Source organism: Mesorhizobium sp. M2A.F.Ca.ET.037.01.1.1 (genome assembly GCF_003998075.1).
Classification (GTDB): domain Bacteria; phylum Pseudomonadota; class Alphaproteobacteria; order Rhizobiales; family Rhizobiaceae; genus Mesorhizobium.
The window spans coordinates 1-1550 of record NZ_RZSA01001278.1; the positions used below are offsets into that span (position 1 = coordinate 1).

Consider the following 1550-nt stretch of genomic DNA (forward strand, 5'->3'; position numbering starts at 1 on the left):
GCGCGCTGCGCGGCGAAGATAGGCGCGCTCGCCCGTCGCCTTGTGCCAGGCGAGGAAGGCCTCGAGCAGATGCATGTGCGGGTTGGAGCGCCGCTCCTCCGCCCCATCCGAGGTTTCCAGGAAACCGGTCATGCGGCTGTCTTCCAAATGCGCGTCGAGGAAGGCGAACGTTTCCTCGCCGAGCCGCAACGCATCTGGATGGCCCGACATGTGGGCGTGCGCCAGCGCCAGGAGAACGCAGGAATGATCGTAGGCGTCCTCGACAGGATCGGCGACCGAGCCATCGATGTTGAGCGTGCGCACCCAGCCGCCGCGCTTCGTTCGGCCCTGACCAGCCATGAAGTCGATGCCGTGGGCGATCAGCCTTTCCGCCGGACCGTCCCAGCCACGCTCCTTGGCCACCGCGAAGGCGTAGACCTGGCGCGCCTGCGTGCGCATTCGCTTGGGTTTCATCAACGGCGCGGCGTCGAAGCCGAGCGCTTCGTGGAAGCCGCCATGGCGCTCATCGACGCCGACCGTCGACCACAGCGGCAGCGTCTCCTCGAACAGCCAGTGGCGCACGCGCCGCCGCCAGGCGCCGCTCTCGATGACACGGTCATGCGCCGGCGTGAATCTCGTCTCCAGCCGGCCGGATTTCTCCAGCTGCTCGACGATCTTCTTGACGTGCTGGCTGTGGCTGACCGGCGCGACGAAGGTTGCGTCAGCCGTCGAAACGATAGCGACATCCTTCATGCCGATCGCCGAAAGCAGGCGGCCATCGCCGCGGATATAGGAGTTTTCGCAATCGATGGCGACGACATCGCCGATGATGACGTTGCCGTGCTTGTCGGACGGGCCGACATCGAGCAGCGACTGCCACGAGCCGAGATCGTTCCAGCGGAAGCCGGCCGGGACCATGGCAATGTCCTTGGCGCGCTCCATGATGGCGTAGTCGATCGAGGTCGACGGGATGGCCGAGTAGAGTTCCAGCGCCATGTAAAGGCCCGAGAGATCGCTGGTTGCCGCCTTGTAGGCAGCTTCGGTCGCCTGCCAGATTTTCGGCTCATAGGCCGCTAAGGCGTCGCGCATGGCGCCGGCGCGGAACAGGAAGATGCCGGTGTTCCAGTAGAAATTGCCGGCGTCGAGATAGGCCTGCGCGGTGGCGAGATCCGGCTTCTCGACAAAGCGCGAGACGTCGAACACGCCCGCCCTGTCCGCCCCAACCTCGATATAGCCGTAGCCGGTCTCGGGCTGGGTTGGCTTCAGGCCGAACACCACGAGCCGCCCGGCATTTGCCGCGACCGCGCCCGCCTCGATGCTTTGCCAGAACTGAGCGGTCGTCGAGATCTCATGGTCGGACGGCACCACCAGCACCAGCTCGTCGCCATATTCGGAGAGCGTGCGCAGGCTTGCCAGCGCGACGGCGGCGGCCGTGTTGCGGCCCGTCGGCTCGAACAACGGTCCGCCGCCCTTGAGATCAACGCCGGCAAGGTCGGCATGGACGCGCTCGGCGTGACGTTCCGCGGCGATCAGGAAGATCGGCGTCTCGCCGTCCGGCCGCGCCGCCAGCC

At 66.5% G+C, this 1550-nt stretch carries 1 protein-coding gene; it reads right to left on the reverse strand.

Annotated features, from left to right (window positions below; genetic code table 11):
- A partial coding sequence (locus EOA27_RS35895) for an AGE family epimerase/isomerase (RefSeq protein ID WP_127258666.1) occupies positions 1-1550 on the reverse strand: 1550 nt, incomplete at both ends.